Below are 13,582 nucleotides of genomic sequence, written 5' to 3'. Positions count from 1 at the left end.
GACCGAGCAATGGTGATATACCCGGGCAACCGAGCGGGTGAAATTCTCAGGCGGCGGTCTGGCGGTCCGCGGCTTCCTGGGTGGCGAGCCGGGAGGCGGTCTCCGCGCGGCGGTCGGGCAGGGTCGGGTAGAGCACCTCGAGGTGGGGCCGGGTGCGCACGTGGTACCGCACCGTGACGTCCCACTTCTTCCACGCCCACAGCGCGGCACCGGTGGCGACGAGCAGCGCGGAGATCGAGCCGATGCCGATGGCCCAGCGCGGGCCGTACGTCTCACCGATCCACCCGACGATGGGCGACCCGATGGGCGTCGCGCCCAGGAACACCATCATGTACAGGGCCATCACGCGCCCGCGTACAGCGGGGTCGGTGCTCAGCTGGATGGTCGCGTTGGCCGCGGTCATCATGGTCAGCGACGCCAGCCCCACGGGGATGCAGGCGATCGCGAACGCGACGTAGGTGGGCATCAGGGCCATCACGCCGGTGGTGATCCCGAACGCGAACGCGGAGCCGATCACCAGGCGGACCCGGGGCCGCTCCCGCCGGGCTGCCAGCAGGGCACCCGTGAGGGAGCCGATGGCGAGCACCGACCCGAGGATCCCGTACTCCCCCGCGCCCTTGCCGAACTCGCTGCGCGCCATCATGGCGCTGGTCAGCTGGAAGTTGAGGCCGAACGTGGACACCACGCCGACGACCACCATGATCACCATGATGTCGCTGCGCCCGCGCACGTAGGCGATGCCCTCGCGCAGCTGGCCCTTGGCCCGAGCGGTGGTGGGCATCGGGCTCAGCTCGGACGTCCGCATGCGGGTGAGCGCGAGGATCGTCGCGAAGAACGTCACCGCGTTGATGAGGAACACCCAGCCCGTGCCGACGGCCGCGATGAGCAGGCCGGCGACGCCCGGACCGATCAGCCGGGCGGCGTTGAAGGACGCACTGTTCAGGCCCACCGCGTTGGCCAGCTTCGACGCCGGCACCAGCTCCGCGACGAACGTCTGACGCACCGGTCCGTCGATGGCGGTGACGCAGCCGAGCATCAGCGCGAACAGGTACACCTGCCACAGCTGCGCGTGCCCGCTGAGGACCAGGACACCCAGCCCGGCGGCGAGCACCCCCTGGCCCACCTGCGTGGCCATGAGCAGCTTGCGGCGGTCCACCCGGTCCGCCAGCAGACCGGCGTACGGGGACAGCAGGAGCACGGGCGCGAACTGCAGGGCGGTGGTGATGCCGACGGCCACGCCGGACTCGTCGGTGAGCTCGGTGAGCACCAGCCAGTCCTGGGCGACGCGCTGCATCCAGGTGCCCACGTTCGCCACCAGCGCCCCGGCGAACCACAGCCGGTAGTTCCGGAACTTCAGCGAGGAGAACGTGGGACTCATGAGGCGGCGATCCTCCGCAGCAGCTCGGCGGCGTCGGCGAGCAGCGTGCGCTCGTCCTTGGTCATCTTGCTGAGGCGCTCCGCCAGCCAGGCGTCGCGGCGTCGGCGGGTCTCGTTGACCTCGGCGACGCCCGCGTCCGTGAGGGTGACGACGACCTGCCGGCCGTCCGTCGGGTGCTCCGACTTGGCGACGAGGCCCAGCTCCACCAGGCCGTTGACCGTGCGGGTCATCGACGGCGGCTGGATCCGCTCGCGCTCGGCCAGCTGCCCCGGCGTGAGGGGGCCGTCCTTGGTCAGCCACGCCAGCACGGTGAACTGCGGATCGGTCAGGCCGGCCTCGCCCCGCTCGGCCCGGATGCGCCGGGACGCCCGGCCGACGGCGATCCGGAGTTCACCGGCGAGGGCGGAGGCTGAGGGCATGATCCTTACTCTAACTCATTACCTTGCGTAAGGACACTTGCCCGTACGCTGTCGGCATGGACGAGCGGCAGCGGCGGGTGGTGATCGGGCTGCTCGTCGGCGCGCTCGTGGCCGCCGCGGTGCTCGTGCTCAACCCGTGGCACCTGCACGACGCGCTCGACGCGCCGATCGCCCGCGGCCTGGGACGCCTGCACGTGCTCGGCCTGCCGGAGAAGCTCAACGTGCACGCCGCCGAGTTCGCCGCGAACATCGCGCTCTTCGTCCCGCTCGGGCTCCTCGGCGCCCTGCTGGTCCCCCGCCGACGCTGGTGGGTGGTGCTCGTCGCGCTGGTGGCCCTGTCGGTCGGGATCGAGGTCGTGCAGGCGTTCGGGCTGTCCTACCGGCAGCCGTCGGCCCGGGACGTGCTGGGCAACTCCCTTGGCGCGGCGATCGGCGTGGGGCTGTCGCTGCTGGTCCGCAGGCCGGCGCCCGCATGACCGCGCGCAGGGTGCAGACGGCACTGTTCGTCGTCTACCTCGCCGGCCTGGTCCGCGTGACCCTCTGGCCGAAGCTCGGGCCCGACGACGGCTTCGACCTGGTCCGCACCGTGCTCACCTGGCTCGACGTCCACGGGTTCCCGCTCACCTACAGCGCCACCGAGTTCGTCGCCAACATCGCGCTCTTCGTGCCGTTCGGCCTCCTGGTCGCGCTGCTCACCCGGCTCCGCCCGTGGACGGTCGTCGGGCTCGGTCTCGCGACCTCGGTGGCCATCGAGCTGGCGCAGCTGTTGTTCCTGCCCGACCGGGTGGCCGACGTGCGCGACCTCGTCGCGAACACGCTGGGGACGGCGGTGGGCGTCGCGGTGCTGCTGGCCGCCCGCACGCGCCAGCAGGAACCCGTCCCGGCCCGCTGACTACGGCCCGAGGAACACCTGGGAGCAGAGCATCTCCCCGTCGTCGAGCAGGCAGCCGATGCCCACCTGCTCCAGGCTCGGGTCCAGCAGGTTGGCGCGATGGCCCGCCGAGGCCAGCCAGGCATCGGCGACGTCGTGCGGGGTCGCTGCCGCGCGGGACAGGTTCTCGGCCGCCACCGTCGACGGCGGGCACGCCTCGAGCACCGCAGTCATCGGAGCGTGCTCCAGCTCCTCCCCCACCAGCGCCTCCGCCCGCAGGTCCGCCTCGCCGACCGCGCACTCCGAGACCGTGAGCGCCGGCAGTCCCTCGTCCGCGCGCGCCTCGTTGGTCTCCGCGACCAGCTGCGACGCGTACTCCTGCGGGTCGGCCCCGTCGGGCGACCACGGCTGCAGACCCCGGTCCGGCCGCACGACCAGCAGCACCGCGACGACGGCCAGGGCGACGCCGAGCACGACGAGCACCCAGCCGAGCGCCCCCTTGCGGGCCACGGTCAGGGACGGCCCAGCGCGCGATAGGTCCAGCCCGCCGCACGCCACGCCGCGGGCTCGAGCACGTTGCGACCGTCGAGGATCCGCTTGTGCGCGACAACCTCCGCCAGCGCGTCGGGGTCGATCTCCCGGTACTCGGACCACTCCGTGGCGAGGAGCACCACGTCCGCATCCTTCGCCGCCTCCAGCGCGGTGGCCGCGAAGTGCAGGTCCGGCCACTTGGCGGCGGCGTTCGCGACCGCCTGCGGGTCGGTGACCGTGACGTGGGCGCCCTGCAGCTGCATCTGGGCCGCGACCGAGAGGGCGGGCGAGTCGCGCACGTCGTCGGAGTCGGGCTTGAACGCGGCACCGAGCACGGCGACCTTCTTGCCGACGATCGAGCCCTCGCACACCTCGCGTGCCAGATCGACCATGCGGACCCGACGACGCATGTTGATGGAGTCGACCTCCCGGAGGAACGACAGCGCGTCGCTCACCCCGAGCTCGCCGGCACGCGCCATGAACGCGCGGATGTCTTTGGGCAGGCACCCCCCGCCGAACCCGAGGCCGGCGTTCAGGAACCGCCGCCCGATGCGCGCGTCGTAGCCGATGGCGTCGGCCAGGCGCGTCACGTCCGCGCCGGTGGCTTCGCACAGCTCGGCCATCGCGTTGATGAACGAGATCTTGGTGGCGAGGAACGAGTTGGCCGCGACCTTCACCAGCTGCGCGGTCGCGTAGTCCGTGACCACCAGCGGGGTGTGCTCCGACAACGGGGTCGCGTAGACCTCGTCGAGGATGCCCTTCGCCTTCGCACCCTCCGGCGTCGGCTCCCCGTCCTCGTCGGTCGGAACCCCGTAGACCAGCCGGTCCGGGTGCAGCGTGTCCTTCACCGCGAAGCCCTCGCGCAGGAACTCCGGGTTCCAGACGAGGATCGCGCCCGTGCCCTGCAGCGAGTCCGCGATGGCCTCCGCCGTGCCGACCGGCACCGTCGACTTGCCGGCCACAACGTCACCAGCCCGCAGGTGCGGCAGCAGCGCCTCGACGGCCGAGTTCACGTAGGTCAGGTCCGCGCGGAACTCCCCGTGCACCTGGGGCGTGCCGACACAGATGAAGTGGACGTCCGCGCCGTGCGCGTCGGCCATGTCCGTGCTGAAGCTCAGTCGCCCCGTCGCGCCCGCCTCGGTGAGCAGCTCCGGCAGGCCCGGCTCGTAGAACGGCGCGCGGCCTTCGCGGAGGGCTTCGATCTTCTTGACGTCGACGTCGATGCCGATGACGTCATGGCCGAGCTGGGCCATGCTCGCGGCGTGGACGGCACCGAGGTAGCCGCAGCCGATGACAGACAAGCGCACGGGAACTCCCCCGGAAGTGGTTGACGATCCGCCCCGCACTGTACCTGTGCGTTAGGGCTGCAACGTGGTGCGCAGCTGCCGCTCAACGACCTCGAGATACGCGTTGAAGACGCGCTCAGGCCGGGTGCTCGTCGATCAACGCGACGTCCTCTGGGGCGTACAGCTCGGCAATGATCTGATCGTTGAACGACTGCCCCAGATTCTTGAGCAGCAGCCCGCTCTGCTGGCTGCGCGGGACGATGGGAAAGTGCTCCGATCGAGGACCGACCTGGCGGACGGCGACACCGGCTCGCAAAGCAACCCAGTGCAGCCAAATGTCATCGTTCCTCCGCGACACCGCCATGAACTCGTCGCCACGCTGCGCAATCGCGTCGAGCATGTCTGGCGGATAGAGCACCCCCGAGACGCCCGTGGCGAAGACGCGACGTGACGGAGTCTCGATCGGGCACGAGGGCCAGCTCGCGTAGGCGTCAAGTGCGCCCTCCGTTGTCGTTATCCAGTGTGCGCGAAACGCGATGACCGCCCCCGGGCTCTCTTGGCTTGCGCGACACAACGCCCCGAGCCACCGCCTCGGATAGAGGATGTCGTCATCGGCGGTGACGAGAGAAACGCCCTGACCAACGCCAGCCTGAACAGTCGGGTAGTACTTCGTGTGAGGGCCGCGGTTCTCCGTGAGCATCAGTTCGACTCCCCGCTGCATCGCACGAGACACTCCGCGGGGCGGGTGGCTGTACAGGTCGGGGTCATCTACCCAGAGGATCAGTCGGCCCGGCCTCCTCCGCCCGCGTCCGATGGATTCAACGGCAAGGTGGACTCGCGAAGCTCGTGCTCCATACGTCGTCATCGACACGGTGGGGCTTTCCGGATCGCCGGTGAGCGGCCGCCGGCTCAGCATGCTTCGAACCTCGAGGAGCGCGCAGATGCTGCGCGCACGCAGCGCGCTCGCAAGACGCCTGACCTGTTGACGCACATCCACGATCACAGCTCTCCCCGCTACCACTTCAGTTGACCTCGGACCCAGCAGGCGGGCGGCGGCGGCCTCGAACACGTCGGATGACCTGTCTGAGCAGGTCGACGTCCGTCCGTCGCAGGCCATAGAAGCCTGTCGCACGCGCGTCCGACGTCCTCGACATTGCAAGGATGTTGAGGTTCGCCGACACCAGATTCCCGACGAACGTTGCAAGAGCCGCGCCGAGTGCACCCAGAATCGGCGCCAGCAGCACGAGTGCGATCACGTTCACCACGCAAGCCGTGGCAAGGCTCGCACTGCGGAGGCCGGGCCTTCCGCGGCCAGCAAGTCCCGCCCCTGCTACCGACCCCGGAGTGGAAATCGCGACAGAAGCTAGGAGTACGAGAGTGGCGGGAATCGCGTCGGAGAACTCGAGCCCGAACACGAGCGGCACCAAGAATGGTGTCACAAGCGCAAGAACGACAGCGATCGCGGCAGTGATCGAGCCCGACACGCGCGCGGCGGCGGTCAACCGCGTGGTCGACGACGCGGCCCCACCTACGCTCTCTGCTGTGAACGTCACGTCACGGATTGCGCTGTTGACGATGAGCGGGACCTCGCCGATCGCCACCGCCACGACGTAGTACCCGAGTTCCCTCGTTCCGGCCAGCGGCGCCATGACAGCCTGGTCGAGCCTGATGAGAAGAATGCCGGAGACCGCACCGAGCCAGACACGCGAGCCGTAGGCGAACATCGAGCGTGTTCCGAAGGTGTCCGAGCTCGCCTCGGGATCCGCCATCGGAGCAGGAAGCCGAAGATACGCAACAGCGCCGAGAATCGGCCCGAAGGTCAGGACCACCGTGGCGCTCAGCGTATTCAGCTCGCCTGTGGCGGCGAGCGCAGCAATGGCGCCGGCTCGCAGAACCGCCGAGCTGGCACGCTCCTGCGCAACCACGCTCCACGCATGGAGGGCTGACGCCCGCGCCCTCAGGACCCCGAGCCAGAGCGTGGGGACGACGCCGAGCAGCGAGAGCACGATCAGTGCCTGAGTGGCGGAGCTCCCGTCACTGAGCCAGTCCGACGCCAGAAGCGCGAGGAGCGACCCCACGACTCCGGCGACCGACACCCAGCCGAGTCCTCGACGGAACACCACTCGCTGAGTGGACGGGAACCGTGCGGATGCGTAGGTGACCGCCTCGGGGATGCCGAATCCAGCGATTGTCACCAGAAGTACGAAGGGGCCCTGCGCTGCCGCGACTACTCCACGGTCGTCGACACCCAGAGTCCGCGCAAGGATCGGAGCGATGATCAGCGCCGCGAGCGGCGGAAATGCGTTTCCTGCAACTGAGAGAAGTACGTGGCGGGACATCGACCCGCTGGACGGGCCAGTGCTCATGCGCGCCCGAACGTCGTGTAGACACGCGGTCGGGGTGAGGTCGGCAGCGCGCGACGACGGCCCTCAGGCTGCGCGTTGCCTGGTACGCCCGTCGGATCAGCGGAGAGATTGATGATTGCGAACACGCCGCACCACGCGATCCACGCGTTCCCGTCGAATACCTCGAACCGCAACGCGGTCTCTGCAACACCGATCGTCAAGAGACAGACGACGAACAGGCCCGGCGCTAGCGACGCGGGCGCCACTGCAGCGGCACGCACGACAGCAGCCCAGATAAGCGCGCCCAGGCACACGAGCGCGAGTGCTCCGCCCATGACGAGAAGCGTGACGGCTTGGTTGTGACCGTGATTACGTACGAAGCCGATCGAGTCAGTCAGTGCCGAGCCGGCCTGGAAAGCCTTCGTCCCTTGGCCGAACGTCAGTGGACCTGCTCCGCTTCGGACCGTGTCGAGCGCCTGCACCCAGACTTGGCCCCTTTCTGTGAACGCTCGGGCGTTCTCTGTCGACAGTGGGAGTGCCACGATGACGACCGAGATCACCAGAGACGCTGCAGCCAGGACAGTTCGCGCTGAGCTCCGCACGGCGACCGAGACGAGGAACACCACCAGCATCACGACCGCGGCCACCAGCGCGGTACGCGACGCGGTCAGCACCAAGGCTCCGAGAACGAATGCGTAGCCAGCACGGCGGAGCCACGCCCGAGGCACCAGAGAAACGAACGGAAGGCCCATCGCGAGCGCCATACCGAGCGGATTCATCTGGGAGTACGGCCCTGCTAGGAGCCCGCTGTAGATCAGCCCCTTTGTCTCGGCACCCTCGATGTTCGATCCAAAGATCCAGCCGGCGTCCGACAAGACACCCATTGCCAGGCTCACCGTGGCGAGGGTGATCGTGAGGTAGCCGAAAAGCGCGAGATCCCGGACCGATGGGCGGAGTGCGCGCATCGTCCAGCAGACGAGCAGAAGCACCACCAGGGTGCGCAGATTGGGAGCTGATCCCGATGTCACGACGGTGACCAGCGACATCGCGACAAGCAGCGTGCTGAACGTAACGGCGTGCCACAGCGGCGCCTGGACTCCCCGCAGCGAGCGGGCAAGGATCCAGCACGCCACGGCGACGACGGCGAGAAAGCACGCCGTCTCCACGAGTCCGCCCAGGCGTGTAGCAGTGACGGGAGCCGTTGCATAGATCGTCGGAGGCAGGCGGCCGCCCAGGAGAACGTTCACTCCAGGCCCGAGCACGGTATAGGCGAATACCAGAGAGACGAAGAGCACGAATGATCTCTGCTGGCGGGGTTGGCCGTCCGCGGCTTTGTCCACAGCCTTCGCCTGCGGTGCAGTCCTTGTCTGGATCATTTGTCGATCGCCGCCAGATGCTGCTCCGGAATTCGGCCCTCAACGCGGGTCAGCCCGTCCCAGAGACCTCGCACCGCTGCGGACAGCGAAGGACGGCGCTCAGGTCCACCTGCCAAGCACGCACACAGCGACCGCACCTCTCGCGCAAGCCCTGCAACTCCAGGCATGAGGTAACGGGCGCCGTGCTTCTGGAGCAGTCGCACGCGATTCCGAAAGATGTAGTACCTCCGCGTCGGGGAGTGCCAGGTGTACTGGAGTGTGCGTCCACCGACGGGCGAACGGAGCGAACCAACCGTCCCTAGCCGATGAGAGACGTACCCAGTGTCCAGTGCGACAGGAGCACGCCCGGCAGCTCGGAGTCGGATCACAAAGTCGACGTCGATGGAATCGATGAACATCGACTCGTCGAACGATCCGACCTCGGCGAAGGCCGACGCTGCGATGACCATGCCGGACTGGATGGGCCAGCGGGCCTGCAGTTGACCGCCGTCTACCGCTTCGGGTCCCGGCCCGATCCGTGCTGGCACCACCACCGGGTAGTCGCGTCCTGGGTCCGCCACGAGCGCTACCGCAGCGGCGACATAAGCGCTGTCGGGAAGACTGTCCTGATCAAGCGTCATAACCACCTGTGCGCCAAGGCCGATCGCCCTTGAGACGCCAGCGTTGAGAGCCGCGCCGATCCCGCTGTTGCTAGGCATCACCACGATCTCGGCGACCGAACCCAACGTGTCGAGCGCGTTGACCTCGTCCCCCGAGTCGTCGACGAGCACGACGAGACCAAACTCCTTCATTCGCATGCACGCCTGCTCAAGCTCCGCCACGGACGGTCGAAAGCAGGGGATCACCGTAGCGAACACCGAGCCCGGCTGCGGCGGCTCGACCGGCGCGGTTCCGTCAAGCGCACTCATGCGGCGCGAGCCTTTCGTGAAGGGCGCATTCCGGCGATAGAGCCCTGAATGACGGCCAGCGAGCCCGATCGATGACCCGACAAGAACGCTTGTCCCGCAAGCGCCCCTCTGCCGCTCAGGACACCCATCAACCAACCAGACCAACCGAAGTGCGTTTTCACAAGTCGGACCACGCTCTCACTTCCGTGGAAGTACGTGACGTCGGACTTCGCGTCTCCGCCTCCCGTGGTGCCTCCGCCGATGTGGTCGATCTCCAGGCGAGACAGCGCCCTCAGCCGGCACTGCGTCCGGAGCACCAGGTCCGCCTCCTCGCAGTACAAGAAGAATCTCTCGTCGAGACCTCCGGCCCGCTCCCAGAGCTCTCGGCTCAATGCGATGCAATGACCATCCGGGAATCTCACGCGCCACGGTCGCTCGGCGCCGAGTTGACCAGCGGGAAGCTGTCGCTTCCGGCCACTGACGAGACTGAGCTCCGAGACACCTGACAGTCGACGGCCACCCTGCCGCGTCGGCGCGTAGTGCGCCGCTCCCTCGTCCTCCAAGACATCGGCCAGAGCAGATCCAAGGGAGCCACTGGTCACCTCGCAGTCCGGGTTCAGCAGCAGGACCGCCGCGGGCGACGCGGAGGCCACCGCCGCATAGGCGCGATTGTTCCCCGCCGCAAACCCGAGATTCTCCGGTGCCCGCGTCAGTGTCACCTGCAGGCCGCGCGCGCGAGCGTCGGCGACGATCTCCTCGAGCGACACCCACTCTGCTGCGTCCACCGAGTTGTCCACGAGAGACACGACGACCCTGGCGAGGTCCTCCTCCGCCGCCAGGACGCTCGCCAGCATGGTCGCGACCGACGAGGACGAGTGATAGTTCACCACCAAGACTGCTATCTGGCTCACCATCAGTTCCGACCCCGGGAGACGTACTCGATCGTCGTCCCCCGCCAGCGCTTCGACGCCGCTCGCCAGTACTCGGCTGGCGACGTGCTCAGGGCAAGACCGATCGCCGCGACAGCGCGGCGCCACCGACTGGCGTCGTGGAGCAGCGTCGACTTGAAGTCCATGCGCCGCAGCTGCCGACGATTCTGTCGATTGAACTTCGCCGAGTGCTTGGCGATGTACCCAGCGCCTCGACGCCCAGGTGTCGCGATCGACGACAATTGCCCGACAGCATGCACGTGACGCGTAACTCCGGCCTGCGTCACCACGGCATACGCCTCCCCGTGTTCGAGCAACCGAACCAGCAGGTCCAGGTCGTTCAGGACTCGCAACGACTCGTCGAAGCCATCGACGTCGTCAAGGACGGATCGGCGGAAGATCACGTTGCTTCCATAGAAGCCCGGATTGTCCCCGTAGACGTCAGAAGGCCCCAATCCCGGGGGCATCGCTCCGTCAGGGACCGTTCGCACCCCGTCCGACCTGCGCGTCCAGGTCACCACGAAGCCGACCGCGTCGTCCTCGAGCGCCCGCACCGCGCGCTCGAGGTACTCGGGATCCCACTCGTCGTCGTCGTCCAGAAAGGCGATCACGTCGCCGACGGCGAGTCGAGCTCCTGCATTACGGGACCGCCCCGCCGACCCGTCGTCCGTCGGGTCCTCCACCACCCGAACACCAGCGGTACGGAAGCTGGCCGTGGAGACTGCGTCGGCCGCAGCGCCGTCCCCGACGTCGTCGACGATCAACGTCTCGAGCGGCACGAGCGTCTGACCGCAGATGCCAGCGACCGCTCGGGTCAGTTCAGCCGGCCTGCCGTGCGTCGGGACGACGCAACTGACACGCACGGTTGCGCCACTCACGCGGAACCTCCCCGGACTGACGCGCTCATGCGTTCGCCACCCAAGTGGTGATCTCTTGATCAAAGCGCTCGGTGTCGAAGTCTCGCGCGCGGATCCTGCACGCCTCGGCACTCACGCTGGTCGCCCGGTTGAAGGCATCTCGTTTTGCCTCGGGTGATGAGAGCTCGTGGATATGCGCCCCGTGAAGGCCATCCACGACGGTCTCGCTCGCCCCACCCGCATCGGGGACGATCACAGGTGTGCCCAAGGCCAGGGATTCCACGGGCATGATGCCGAAGTCCTCGATGGCCAAGAACACGTACACGACTGCGCGCTCGAACAGGGCGTAGAGCAGTTGATCCGACGGCGCACCGACGAAGAAGACGTCCGTCGCAGAATCTTCCGCGAGGGCCTCGAGCCGACGCCGGTCAGGCCCGTCGCCCGCCAGAACCACGGGCAGCCCGACCGCTTCACCGATCTCGATCGCCTGTTCTAGTCGCTTGTACGGGACGAACCGTGAGGCGCCAAGGACGAAGTCGGCAGGCAGCGACTCGAAGATCTGCCGGTCCCTCCCCTCCAGCGTGTCCGCCCAGGGCTCACCCGCCTGGATGTTGCGGACGTCGACCGGCGGATAGATCACATCGGCGTCCCGCAGCCACGAGCTCTCGATCCGCTCTCGGACGAAGTTGCTGATCGCTGCGATCTTGTCCGGTTCCTGCGCTCGCTTGCGATCGATGTGCTTGAGGGCCGGCGCGAGTGCACGCGCGGCGAGTCCGGCACCCCGGGTGTCGAGCTCGGGAGTCCAGACGTAGCGAGCCGGGGTGTAGACGTAGGCGTACTTCGGCACGTCGGGTGCACCGGCGAGCGACACATGGTGTGCAAAGAGGTGAGAGCTCGCCAGGATCCAGTCGACCGAGGCGATGTCGCGGTCCCGCCAGGTCATCGGCATCGCCGGCAGGGCGAGGGCCTTGTGCCGACGGAACGGAGTTCGGGCCATCCACGACTCCTGGACGTCCCTGCCGGGGTAGCGCCGACCGGCATCGTCGTTCCACAGCGTCAGCACCTTCGCGCCCGGGAAAGCAGCGACCATCGCGTCGAGAACCTTCTCCGATCCTCCGGTCCTGCTGATCCACTCGTGAGCAATCACGCCGCCCACTAGTACGCGCCCTCGCGACCCAGCATCGCCTTCATCGTCCTGGCCAGGATCAGGAGATCCGCGAAAAGGGTCCAATTCTCGACGTAGTTCACGTCCATCCTGAGCCCAGCTTCAGGCGACAGATCAGATCTCCCCGAGACCTGCCAGAGCCCGGTGAGGCCGGGCTTGACCAGGAGACGCCGATGGCCGGTGCGGTCGTACCGCGCCACCTCCTCCGCGATCTGCGGTCGCGGTCCCACAAGGCTCATGTCTCCCCGAAGCACGTTGAAGAGCTGAGGAAGCTCGTCGAGGGAGTAGCGCCGGAGGAATCGCCCCACGGTCGTCACCCTTGGATCGTTCTTGGGCTTGTAGAACATGCCGATCTCGCCGATCCCCTCGGCCGCCAGCACCTCGCCCAACCGGCTGTGCGCGTCAGCGTCCATCGATCGGAACTTGAACATCCGGAAGTTCCTGCCGTCCTTGCCGATGCGATCCTGGGTGTAAAGCACCGGTCCGCGGCTGGTGCATCCCACGATGATGGCTATGAAGACCAGCACGGGTGAGAGCAGCACCGTGAAGGCCGCAGCCGCCGTCCAGTCGAAGATGACCTTCGCCACGTACTTCACCCCAGTGAAGCGCGGCTCGTCGACATACATCAGAGGTAGTCCGCTCACTGGTTGCATCAGCACCCTGGGACCGGCGACGTCGATCAGGGAGAGTGTCAACGCGAGGTCGACGTTCGTTCCTTCAAGATCCCAGCCCAGCCGACGAACCGCTTCCGAGGTGATGACATCGGACCCGGCCACGGCAACGGCGGACGCGCGGATCCTCACCGCGACGTCCGCAGCATCGCTAAGGGTCCCGAGCACCGGCACCGTGTAGACGTGCTCGCCAGGCTCTACCTCGCCAGCCGGAACACAGACCCCGACCACGGTGTAACCGGCTCGCGGGTTCTTGCCGAGCTCATCGATGAGGCTGGCTGCCTGCTGCCGGTGTCCGATGACGACGATCCCGGACTGGAAGCCGCCGGCGTCGCGCTTGCCGTGCAGCCACTGGCGCCAGAGGTAGCGCGTGAGAAGCAGCATCGTGAGACCTAGAGGGGCGGCGATCGCCAGGTATCCCCGCCCGATGTCCATCTTCAGGAGGTAGGCGATCACGGCCACGATGGCGAAGAGGCGCCATGTCGCAGAGAAGACCCGCGCGTACTCCGCTGGTCCGGTGCCGACAAGTCGCCTGTCATGAGTCCTGCCGAGCTCGAGCGAAGCGAGCCAGGCCGCAGCGAGCACGATCGTGACGACGAGATAGCTCGGCGAGTACTCACCGGAGACCGTCGTGACGCTCCCATCGATCCGCACCACGTAGGCCACGAGGAGAGCGAGGATCACGCAGACTGCGTCGGTCGCGGCCGTTCGGGCGGCGTAGCCGACCCACCATCGCCCTAGTCCGTCTGCGCGGGAGGGCGCATCGGATTGCGCCGTGTCCGGGGCATGGCGGCGCGCCATCTCTTGATCGGTCATCCTGGTCCCCCGGCCTGGAAGGCGTCCGCGATCTGACCGCGAATAGGTGCC

14 protein-coding genes are annotated in these 13,582 nt (G+C 67.8%); 2 read left to right on the top strand and 12 right to left on the bottom strand.

The features are described from left to right. Positions 1 to 46 precede the first annotated feature (46 nt). Complete coding sequence (locus ASD18_RS17710) at positions 47 to 1,378, bottom strand: MFS transporter (protein WP_056095377.1); 1,332 nt, start codon at positions 1,376 to 1,378, stop codon at positions 47 to 49. Then, entirely contained in the window at positions 1,375 to 1,797 is a 423-nt protein-coding gene (locus ASD18_RS17705; RefSeq protein ID WP_056095374.1) for a MarR family winged helix-turn-helix transcriptional regulator, read from the bottom strand. Before ASD18_RS17705 ends, ASD18_RS17710 begins: the two co-directional genes overlap by 4 nt. Positions 1,798 to 1,853: 56 nt before the next feature. Between ASD18_RS17705 and ASD18_RS17700 the strand changes: the two genes are divergently transcribed. Next, positions 1,854 to 2,273: a VanZ family protein gene (locus ASD18_RS17700; protein ID WP_056095371.1), complete on the top strand. Its 420-nt coding sequence runs from the start codon at positions 1,854 to 1,856 to the stop codon at positions 2,271 to 2,273. Further along, positions 2,270 to 2,689 (top strand): VanZ family protein, encoded by a 420-nt coding sequence (locus tag ASD18_RS17695; protein ID WP_056095368.1) that lies wholly within the window; start codon positions 2,270 to 2,272, stop codon positions 2,687 to 2,689. The genes ASD18_RS17700 and ASD18_RS17695 overlap by 4 nt, the downstream gene beginning before the upstream one ends. Here ASD18_RS17695 and ASD18_RS17690 read toward each other — a convergent pair whose 3' ends face one another. From ASD18_RS17690 to ASD18_RS17645, 10 genes are all read right to left on the bottom strand, one after another. Further along, a complete protein-coding gene (locus ASD18_RS17690; RefSeq protein ID WP_056095365.1) occupies positions 2,690 to 3,178 on the bottom strand; it encodes a CAP domain-containing protein in 489 nt (162 codons plus the stop codon). It abuts the gene before it with no gap. Between the two features lie 2 nt (positions 3,179 to 3,180). Continuing rightward, complete coding sequence (locus ASD18_RS17685; RefSeq protein WP_056095363.1) at positions 3,181 to 4,506, bottom strand: UDP-glucose/GDP-mannose dehydrogenase family protein; 1,326 nt, start codon at positions 4,504 to 4,506, stop codon at positions 3,181 to 3,183. A 115-nt stretch (positions 4,507 to 4,621) separates the two neighbouring features. Then, positions 4,622 to 5,488 (bottom strand): glycosyltransferase family 2 protein, encoded by an 867-nt coding sequence (locus ASD18_RS17680; protein WP_156388076.1) that lies wholly within the window; start codon positions 5,486 to 5,488, stop codon positions 4,622 to 4,624. Between the two features lie 19 nt (positions 5,489 to 5,507). Further along, positions 5,508 to 6,851, bottom strand: a complete 1,344-nt coding sequence (locus ASD18_RS17675; protein WP_082574219.1) for a lipopolysaccharide biosynthesis protein — start codon at positions 6,849 to 6,851, stop codon at positions 5,508 to 5,510. Then, positions 6,848 to 8,125 carry an O-antigen ligase family protein gene (locus ASD18_RS17670; protein WP_156388075.1) on the bottom strand — a complete coding sequence of 426 codons (1,278 nt, stop codon included), beginning with the start codon at positions 8,123 to 8,125 and terminating at the stop codon, positions 6,848 to 6,850. The genes ASD18_RS17675 and ASD18_RS17670 overlap by 4 nt, the downstream gene beginning before the upstream one ends. Before the next feature lie 77 nt (positions 8,126 to 8,202). Then, a complete protein-coding gene (locus ASD18_RS17665; RefSeq protein ID WP_056095354.1) occupies positions 8,203 to 9,114 on the bottom strand; it encodes a glycosyltransferase in 912 nt (303 codons plus the stop codon). Continuing rightward, positions 9,111 to 10,007 (bottom strand): glycosyltransferase, encoded by an 897-nt coding sequence (locus ASD18_RS17660; protein ID WP_056095353.1) that lies wholly within the window; start codon positions 10,005 to 10,007, stop codon positions 9,111 to 9,113. Before ASD18_RS17660 ends, ASD18_RS17665 begins: the two co-directional genes overlap by 4 nt. Beyond that, positions 10,007 to 10,900, bottom strand: a complete 894-nt coding sequence (locus ASD18_RS17655) for a glycosyltransferase family 2 protein (protein WP_162251763.1) — start codon at positions 10,898 to 10,900, stop codon at positions 10,007 to 10,009. Before ASD18_RS17655 ends, ASD18_RS17660 begins: the two co-directional genes overlap by 1 nt. A gap of 25 nt (positions 10,901 to 10,925) precedes the next feature. After that, positions 10,926 to 12,026: a glycosyltransferase gene (locus tag ASD18_RS17650; RefSeq protein ID WP_235522463.1), complete on the bottom strand. Its 1,101-nt coding sequence runs from the start codon at positions 12,024 to 12,026 to the stop codon at positions 10,926 to 10,928. 8 nt (positions 12,027 to 12,034) lie between these two features. Then, positions 12,035 to 13,516 (bottom strand): sugar transferase, encoded by a 1,482-nt coding sequence (locus tag ASD18_RS17645; RefSeq protein ID WP_082574216.1) that lies wholly within the window; start codon positions 13,514 to 13,516, stop codon positions 12,035 to 12,037. Positions 13,517 to 13,582: the final 66 nt, after the last annotated feature.

The sequence above is a fragment of the Cellulomonas sp. Root137 genome (assembly GCF_001426725.1).
GTDB lineage: Bacteria > Actinomycetota > Actinomycetes > Actinomycetales > Cellulomonadaceae > Cellulomonas.
The sequence above is the reverse complement of the archived record's forward strand: the minus strand, read 5'-3'. Positions and strand labels throughout refer to the sequence as shown.

Bases quoted from the DNA above. Each gene is read 5' to 3' on its own strand.
- ASD18_RS17645 (WP_082574216.1), bottom strand. From the start codon at position 13,516: ATGGCGCGCCGCCATGCCCCGGACACGGCGCAATCCGATGCGCCCTCC.
- ASD18_RS17665 (WP_056095354.1), bottom strand. From the start codon at position 9,114: ATGAGTGCGCTTGACGGAACCGCGCCGGTCGAGCCGCCGCAGCCGGGC.
- ASD18_RS17705 (WP_056095374.1), bottom strand. From the start codon at position 1,797: ATGCCCTCAGCCTCCGCCCTCGCCGGTGAACTCCGGATCGCCGTCGGC.
- ASD18_RS17660 (WP_056095353.1), bottom strand. From the start codon at position 10,007: ATGGTGAGCCAGATAGCAGTCTTGGTGGTGAACTATCACTCGTCCTCG.
- ASD18_RS17700 (WP_056095371.1), top strand. From the start codon at position 1,854: ATGGACGAGCGGCAGCGGCGGGTGGTGATCGGGCTGCTCGTCGGCGCG.
- ASD18_RS17710 (WP_056095377.1), bottom strand. From the start codon at position 1,378: ATGAGTCCCACGTTCTCCTCGCTGAAGTTCCGGAACTACCGGCTGTGG.
- ASD18_RS17695 (WP_056095368.1), top strand. From the start codon at position 2,270: ATGACCGCGCGCAGGGTGCAGACGGCACTGTTCGTCGTCTACCTCGCC.
- ASD18_RS17675 (WP_082574219.1), bottom strand. From the start codon at position 6,851: ATGAGCACTGGCCCGTCCAGCGGGTCGATGTCCCGCCACGTACTTCTC.